We start from the raw sequence: 7,338 nt of genomic DNA, 5'->3' as shown, positions 1-7,338 counted from the left end.
CGGTCCGACCGGTCGACCAGCAGCCGGCCCTGCTCGGCGAGGGCGACGGCGGTGGCGAGCCGGGCCTTCGCCCCGCGCAACCGGGCGGCGAGCTCGGCGAGCACCTGGTCGACCTCGATCAGCGCGGGCAGCACGTCGGTCAGCTCGGTGCGCAGCCCGGTGAGCCGCTCCCGCGCCGCGTCGCCGGCCGCGCCGGACCAGGCGGGACGCAGGCCCGCCACCCGGGTGTCGAGGGCCGCCACCCGCCGGCCCACCGGGCCGGTCAGCCCGCGCCAGGCCGCCCCGGCCGCGGCCCAGGCGGCCGGGTCGGCGGACCAGAGCTAGGCGTATCCGACCGCCTCCGGCGCCCCGGCCGCGCCCACCGACGACGCCCCCGCCGCCGGGGGCCCGGGGTGGCGGCTCACCGGGGCACTCCGGCCAGGCGGCGCGCGGCGCGCTCGTCGACTGCCTCGTAGCCCTCCGCCGCGAGGCGGACCGCGTCGGCGGTGGCCGCCACCCGGGCCGCCAGCGCCCCGCACCAGCGATGCACCGCCGACTCCAGCTCGGCCAGCGCCACCCCGGCGCGCCAGCCCTCGGCCGGCACCACCAGCCCTGGGGCGCCGGTCAACCCGCAGGCCAGCCGGTACGCGTCGTCCGCGAGCGACCGGGCGGCCTCGCGCAGCACCTCGGGTTCGACGCTCAACGGCTCCTCGGTCATCGGCGGGCTCCCCGGCTCGGTGGCCACCGAGCGAGGGACGTCGGCGGCGGATCGACGCCCGCCCCGGTGACGGGCCGGGGCCGGGCGGGCAACGGGGACGACGCTAGGCAGCCCGCTGCCCACGGCACCGGCCCTGTGGATGGCGGGCGGTGGTCGTACCGGCGGGTTGTCCACAGGCGTTGCCCACCGCGGAGCCGGTGGCTAATCTGCGCCCCGGCCCGCCGGTAGGGTGAGTGCCGTGATCGTGGCTGTCGGCATCGACGTCGTGCTGGTGGACCGGTTCGCCCGGGCCCTCGCCCGGACGCCGCTGCTCGCCGACCGGCTCTTCACCGAGGGCGAGCGCTACACCCGCTCCGGCAACCCGCGCTCGCCGGAGTCGATGGCCGCCCGCTTCGCCGCCAAGGAGGCGGTGGCCAAGGCCCTCGGCGCCCCCGCCGGGCTGAGCTGGCACGACTGCGAGATCGTGCCGGACCCGGACGGCCGGCCCTGGCTGACCGTCTCCGGCACGGTCGCCGCCGCCGCGGCCGAGCGCGGGATCAACCGCTGGCATCTGTCGTTGTCGCACGACGGCGGGATCGCGTCGGCCATGGTGGTGGCGGAACGGTGAGCTGGCCGGCGGGCCGGCCGGCCCGCCGGGGATGGGACGGGGTGGCATGAAACCGGTGTGGCGGGTCGCGGACGTACGCGCGGCGGAGGCAGGCCTGATGGCCACCCTCCCGCCGGGGACGCTGATGCAGCGGGCCGCCGCCGGGCTGGCCCGCCGCTGCGCACTCCTCCTCTCCGACCGGGGCGGGGTCTACGGCGCCCGGGTGCTACTGCTGATCGGCTCCGGCGACAACGGCGGCGACACCCTGTACGCCGGCGAGCGGCTGGCCCGGCGCGGCGCCGCCGTGTCCGCCCTGCTGCTCACCCCCGGCCGGGCGCACGCCGAGGCGCTGGCGGCGCTGCGGGCCGCCGGCGGGCAGCTGGTCGACCGGCCGCCGGCCCTGGTCGACCTGGTGCTGGACGGCATCATCGGGATCGGCGGCAGCGGCGGGCTGCGGGAGACCGCCGACCAGTTGGCCGCGAGCCTGGTCCGGCACTGCGGGCGGGACGGCGACCGGGCCACCGTGGTGGCGGTGGACGTGCCGAGCGGCGTGGCGGTGGACACCGGGCACGTGCCGCTGACCGCTTCCGGCCGGCCGAGCGCGGTGCGGGCCGACGTGACGGTCACCTTCGGCGCGCTGAAGCCGGCGCTGGTGGTCGGCCCGGCCGCCGAGCTGGCCGGGCACGTCGAGCTGGTCGACATCGGGCTGGCGCCGTGGCTGCGCGGTTCGCCGGCGCTGCGGGTGACCGAGTGGTCGGACGTGGTCGACTGGTGGCCCCGGCTCGGCGCGGCCTCCGAGAAGTACACCCGGGGCGTGGTCGGGGTGGCGACCGGGTCGGCGACGTACCCGGGGGCGGCGGTGCTCTCGGTCGGAGGGGCGCTGGCCGGGCCGACCGGCATGGTCCGCTACGCCGGCGGGGCACGCCCGGAGGTGCTGCACCAGCACCCGTCGGTGATCGCCACCGGCCGGGTCGCGGACGCCGGCCGGGTGCAGGCCTGGGTCTGCGGCTCCGGGCTGGGCACCGGCGAGGAGTCCGCCGCCGAACTGCGCGCGGTGCTCTCCGCGCCGGTGCCGGTGGTGCTCGACGCGGACGCGCTCACCCTGCTGGTGGACGGCAAGCTGGCGGACCGGCTGCGCGACCGGGACGCCCCGATCGTGGTGACCCCGCACGACCGGGAGTACGCCCGGCTCTGCGGCGAGACCCCGGGCGCGGACCGGGTGTCGGCCGCCCTGCGGCTGGCCGCCTGGATGAACGCGGTGGTGCTGCTCAAGGGGGATCGCACGATCATCGGCACACCGGACGGCCGGGCGTACGTCAACCCGACCGGCACCCCGGTGCTGGCCACCGGGGGCACCGGGGACGTGCTCGCCGGGCTGCTCGGCTCGCTGCTCGCCGCCGGGGTGCCGGCGGACCGGGCGGCCGCCGCGGCGGCGTACCTGCACGGGCTGGCCGGCCGGGAGGCGGCCCGGAGCGGGCCGGTGACCGCGCCGGACGTGGCCAATGCGCTGCGCCCGGTGCTGGCCCGGCTGCCCTGATCCCGCGGCGCGGGCCCCCGCGAGCCCGGCTGCGACCCGCCGTGATCACCGGCGGAAGTAGGCTGGGGACATGTGGCAGTCGGAGGTACGCGTCGACCTGGACGCGATCCGGGAGAACGTGACCCGGCTCAGATCGGGCACGAGCGCCGAGTTGATGGCGGTGGTCAAGGCCGACGGGTACGGCCACGGCATGGTCCCGGCCGCCCGCGCCGCGCTGGACGCCGGCGCCGACTGGCTCGGCGTCTGCACCCTCGACGAGGCGCTGACCCTGCGCCGGGAGGGGATCAGCGCCCCCGTGCTGGCCTGGCTGCTCAGCCCGGGGCTGCCGCTGCACGACGGGGTCGCCGTCGGTGTGGACCTGGGCTGCGCCAGCCTGCCGCAGCTGGACGAGATGATCGAGGCGAGCCGCCGGGCGGACCGCCCGGCGCGGCTGCACCTGAAGATCGACACCGGGCTGTCCCGGGGCGGCGCCACCGTCGCCGACTGGCCCGCGCTGCTGGAGGCCGCCGCGAAGGCCCAGGCCGACGGCCTGGTCGAGGTGGTCGGCGTGTGGAGCCACTTCGTGTACGCCGACTCGCCCGGCCACCCCACGACCGACCGGCAGCTCGCCGTCTTCCACGAGGGGCTGGCCATGGTCGAGCGGGCCGGGCTGCGCCCGCGGTACCGGCACCTGGCGAACTCGGCCGCCACGCTGACCCGCCCGGACACCCACTTCGACCTGGTCCGCCCGGGGCTGGCGGTCTACGGCCTGTCCCCGGTGGCCGGCGAGCGGTACGGGCTGCGCCCGGCGATGACCGCCCGGGCCCGGGTGATGCTGACCAAGCGGGTGCCGGCCGGCACCGGCGTCTCGTACGGCCACACCTACCTGACCGAGCGGGAGGCGAACCTGGCGGTGGTGCCGCTCGGCTACGCCGACGGGGTGCCCCGGCACGCCTCCAACACCGGTCCCGTGCAGCTCGGCGGCAAGCGGCGGACGATCTCCGGCCGGGTCTGCATGGACCAGTTCGTGCTGGACTGCGGCGACGACGAGATCGCCGCGGGTGACGTGGCGACGCTCTTCGGCAGCGGCGCGGACGGCGAGCCCACCGCCGACGACTGGGCCGAGGCGGTCGGCACCATCAACTACGAGATCGTGACCCGGTTCGGCGGGGTCCGGGTGCCCCGCGTCTATGACGGCGAGCGGCCGTGACCTCGTCGCCCCGCTTCCGGGTCCCCCGGCCCCGGACCGCGGCCGGCAAGGTCGCCGGTGTGGTCGGCGCCGCCGTCGGCGTGGCCGCCGCCGGGCTCGCCGCGGGCGTGGTGAGCGAGCGGATCCTGGTCCGCCGGCTCAAGGGCGACCCCACCGATCCGTACGCCCACGAGGTCTTCGGCCAGCAGCGGTACGACGAGTCGTACCGGTTCGAGATGCCGGACGGCACCGACATCCACGTGGAGGTGGTCGAGCCGACCCGCCCGGTCGCGGGGCACCCGACCGTGGTGCTGGTGCACGGCTTCTGCCTGGACATGGGGACCTTCCACTTCCAGCGGGAGATGCTCGCCGCCCGCGGCGACTACCGGATCGTCGCGTACGACCAGCCGGGGCACGGCCGGTCGGGCCGGCTGGAGACCGGGGAGTACGACCTGGCCGCGCTGGGCCGGACGCTGCGCCGGGTGATCGACGAGACCGCGCCGGAGGGGCCGCTGGTGCTGGTCGGCCACTCGATGGGCGGGATGACGATCATGGCCCTGGCCGAGCTGTACCCGGAGATGTTCGGCGACCGGGTGGTCGGCACGGTGCTGATGGCCACCTCGGGCGGTCTGATCGCGGAGACGAAGCTGGTGGCGCCCGCTCTGCTCGGCCGGGTCGGCGCCCCGGTGCTCTACATGATGAGCAACGCCACCCGGTACGGCGGTTCCGTGATCGACAAGGCCCGGAAGTCGACCACCAACGTCGCCTGGCTGCTGACCCGCCGGTACGGTTTCGGCACCCCGAAGCCCAGCCCCGCGCTGGTGTCGTACGTGGAGACGATGAACTCGCGGACCTCGGCCGACACGGTGACCCGCTACCTGCGGACCCTGGCCACCCACTCCCGGTTCCCGGCGCTGGCCGCGCTGGCCGGCACGCCGGTGCTGGTGATCGTGGGGGACAAGGACATGATCACTCCGGTGAACCACTCGGAGGAGATCGTCCGGCGGCTGCCGCACGCCGAGTTCGTCAAGATCCATGACAGCGGGCACGTGGTGATGCTGGAGCACGCCGACGACGTCAACGCCGCGCTGGAGCACTTCCTTGACGAGCTGTGAGCGGGGAGGCGCTGTGACGGTCGTCGTCATGCTGCCGACGGTCGAGGACACCCACGGGTTCGGCCGGCGGCTGGCCGGCGTGCTGCGCGCCGGTGACCTGCTGCTGCTCAGCGGCCCGCTCGGCGCCGGCAAGACCGCGCTCACCCAGGGCATCGGCGCCGGCCTCGGCGTGCGCGGCGACATCACCTCGCCGACCTTCGTGATCGCCCGGGTGCACCGGCCCGACCCGGCGCGGGGCGGCGCGGTGTCCCTGGTGCACGCGGACGCGTACCGGCTGGGGGAGTCGGCGGATCCGCGCGCCGAGATCGACGACCTCGACCTGGACGCCTCGGTGGACGAGGCGGTGACCGTGGTCGAGTGGGGCGAGGGAATGGTCGAGCAACTGGTCGACGCCCACCTGCGGGTCCGCATCGACCGACGCGAGGACGACACCCGGGTGGTGACCCTGGAACCGGTGGGCGGTGACTGGGCGGAGCGCCTCGCCACCCTCGACTGACGGCCTGTCGTACCCGCTGCCTACAGTGCCCGGGACCGACTGCGAAAGGTTGCCGATGCTCGACGACGCCCCGACCCTCGACCTGCTGGCGCTCCTCCCCGAGGAGTGGCGCGCGGTGCTCGCCCCGCACCTCGACCCGGCCCGCACCGCGGCGCTGGCCGAGTTCGTCGCCCGGGAGTACGCCACCCAGACCGTCTTTCCCCCGGTCGAGGACCTCTTCTCCGCCTACCGGCTGTGCGGGCCGGCGGGCTGCCGGGTGCTGATCCTCGGGCAGGACCCGTACCACAAGGCGGGGCAGGCGCACGGGTTGAGCTTCAGCGTCCGCGAGGGGGTGACGGTGCCGCCGTCGCTGCGCAACGTCTTCAAGGAGCTGGGCGAGGACCTGGGCGTGCCGAAGCCGCGCAGCGGCAACCTGAACGGCTGGGCGGCGCAGGGCGTGCTGCTGCTCAACTCGGTGCTCACCGTCCGGCAGGCCACCCCCGGCTCGCACGCGAACTCCGGCTGGGAGGAGTTCACCGACGCCACCATCCGCGCCCTCGACGCCCTCGACCAGCGGGTGGTCTTCCTGCTCTGGGGCGGGTACGCGCGCAAGAAGGCGGCCCTGGTCACCAACCCGCGGCACGTGGTGCTGGAGGCCGGCCACCCGAGCCCGATGAACCCCCGCGGCTTCCTCGGCAGCCGCCCGTTCAGCGCGGCCAACAAGGCACTCGCCGACGCCGGCCTGCCCACCATCGACTGGGAGCGCTCAGCCGGCTGACCCCGCCCGGCGCGCCCCGGCGGCCCGCGGTGCGCGTGGCGGGTCGCCGGCCGGGTCGTCGGCCTGCCGCTGCCGGTGGCGGCGCAGCAGGTCGGCGGCGCGCGGATCGGTCAGTTCCACCTGGAGCAGCGGCACGACCGGATAGGAACGGCCGCCGTGCCGGACCTCGATCGACTCGGGCAGCTCGTCGCACAGCTGCGCCCGGATCTCGCCGTACCGGGTCCGCCAGCGGTGCTCGCCCGGTTCCTCCGGCTCCAGGTGGAGGCCGCCGAACTCCTCCCACCGGGCGTTCCAGCGCTGCCCGTCCGCCGCTTCGAGCCAGGCGGTGAACCGCGCCGAGTCGCGCCACCGCAGCGCGATCTCCACCGCCTCCACCGGGAGCGGAGCGCCCTGGAGCAGCGCGGCGGTGCTCCCCGCCAGCAGGTGGGGCAGGTCCCCGAGCCGGTCGATCATCCGGTCCAACCCGAGATCGTCGATCCGGTCGGCCAGGGGCCGGGCGGTCAGCTCGGCCATCCTGGCGTCGAGGTGGCTGTCCAGCGGCTCGACGCCGACCGCGAGCTGAAGGTCGAGCGCGGCGAGGAGCCGCTCGACGAGGGGGATGCTGGGCAGTCGATCGCCCCGCTCGACGCGGGCCACCGCGCTCTGGCTCACGCCCGCCAGGTCGGCCAGCGCCTGCTGGCTGAGGAGGTGGGCGCTCCGTTCTCCGCGGAGGACGGCGGCGATCTGGCTGGCGAGGCGGCTGTCGGACACCCAGGGATGATGACTCATTGCCGAGAGCGTCATGCCTCTCAGTCATATTTATGCCTCACAGTCATATCGCTCGCCGGGCTTGATAGATGCGGGCGCCACCGCCCGTCGTGGCCGTCCGTCGAACAGACCGTCAGCGGGGTACGAGCGCAGCCGACCCAATCGCGCCCCCGGGCCGCCCTTGCCGCCCTCGGGCCGCCCTGCCGCCCCCGGACCGCCCTGCCGCGCGTTGGCG

General features: G+C 76.0%; 8 protein-coding genes and 1 pseudogene. 6 read left to right on the top strand and 3 right to left on the bottom strand.

Annotated elements, in window-relative coordinates; translation table 11 throughout:
- Positions 1-242: pseudogene (locus tag DKT69_RS37480) on the bottom strand (alpha/beta hydrolase); the annotation flags it as partial.
- 158 nt (positions 243-400) lie between these two features.
- The gene (locus tag DKT69_RS37475) at positions 401-697 is read right to left on the bottom strand and encodes a type VII secretion target (protein WP_109806079.1); all 297 of its coding nucleotides are present in this window, start codon (positions 695-697) and stop codon (positions 401-403) included.
- A 238-nt stretch (positions 698-935) separates the two neighbouring features.
- Here DKT69_RS37475 and DKT69_RS37470 point away from each other — a divergent pair, with 238 nt between their 5' ends.
- The 6 genes from DKT69_RS37470 (at position 936) to ung (ending at position 6,356) form a co-directional block, all read left to right on the top strand.
- Positions 936-1,304, top strand: coding sequence for a holo-ACP synthase (locus DKT69_RS37470; protein WP_109806077.1), 369 nt, complete (start codon positions 936-938; stop codon positions 1,302-1,304).
- Positions 1,305-1,350: 46 nt separating this feature from the next.
- Positions 1,351-2,820 (top strand): NAD(P)H-hydrate dehydratase, encoded by a 1,470-nt coding sequence (locus tag DKT69_RS37465; protein ID WP_109806076.1) that lies wholly within the window; start codon positions 1,351-1,353, stop codon positions 2,818-2,820.
- A 70-nt stretch (positions 2,821-2,890) separates the two neighbouring features.
- Complete coding sequence (gene alr / locus DKT69_RS37460; protein ID WP_109806075.1) at positions 2,891-4,009, top strand: alanine racemase; 1,119 nt, start codon at positions 2,891-2,893, stop codon at positions 4,007-4,009.
- Positions 4,006-5,103: an alpha/beta fold hydrolase gene (locus DKT69_RS37455; protein ID WP_109806074.1), complete on the top strand. Its 1,098-nt coding sequence runs from the start codon at positions 4,006-4,008 to the stop codon at positions 5,101-5,103. The genes alr and DKT69_RS37455 overlap by 4 nt, the downstream gene beginning before the upstream one ends.
- Before the next feature lie 28 nt (positions 5,104-5,131).
- Complete coding sequence (tsaE, locus tag DKT69_RS37450; protein WP_109806078.1) at positions 5,132-5,599, top strand: tRNA (adenosine(37)-N6)-threonylcarbamoyltransferase complex ATPase subunit type 1 TsaE; 468 nt, start codon at positions 5,132-5,134, stop codon at positions 5,597-5,599.
- A gap of 55 nt (positions 5,600-5,654) precedes the next feature.
- On the top strand, positions 5,655-6,356 hold the full coding sequence (gene ung, locus DKT69_RS37445; protein WP_109806073.1) for a uracil-DNA glycosylase: 702 nt from the start codon (positions 5,655-5,657) through the stop codon (positions 6,354-6,356).
- Here ung and DKT69_RS37440 read toward each other — a convergent pair.
- Entirely contained in the window at positions 6,345-7,106 is a 762-nt protein-coding gene (locus DKT69_RS37440; RefSeq protein ID WP_109806072.1) for a helix-turn-helix domain-containing protein, read from the bottom strand. The genes ung and DKT69_RS37440 overlap by 12 nt on opposite strands.
- Positions 7,107-7,338 lie beyond the last annotated feature (232 nt).

Origin of the sequence: Micromonospora sicca (genome assembly GCF_003172935.1) — a bacterium.
Classification (GTDB): Bacteria; Actinomycetota; Actinomycetes; order Mycobacteriales; family Micromonosporaceae; genus Micromonospora; species Micromonospora sicca.
Note: the sequence above shows the minus strand (reverse complement) of the source record. Positions and strands in the feature narration are given on the sequence as shown.

What these genes read in the sequence shown, in the direction of transcription:
- DKT69_RS37475 (WP_109806079.1), bottom strand. Translation starts at nt 697, where the DNA reads ATGACCGAGGAGCCGTTGAGCGTCGAACCCGAGGTGCTGCGCGAGGCC.
- DKT69_RS37465 (WP_109806076.1), top strand. Translation starts at nt 1,351, where the DNA reads ATGAAACCGGTGTGGCGGGTCGCGGACGTACGCGCGGCGGAGGCAGGC.
- alr (WP_109806075.1), top strand. Translation starts at nt 2,891, where the DNA reads ATGTGGCAGTCGGAGGTACGCGTCGACCTGGACGCGATCCGGGAGAAC.
- tsaE (WP_109806078.1), top strand. Translation starts at nt 5,132, where the DNA reads ATGCTGCCGACGGTCGAGGACACCCACGGGTTCGGCCGGCGGCTGGCC.
- ung (WP_109806073.1), top strand. Translation starts at nt 5,655, where the DNA reads ATGCTCGACGACGCCCCGACCCTCGACCTGCTGGCGCTCCTCCCCGAG.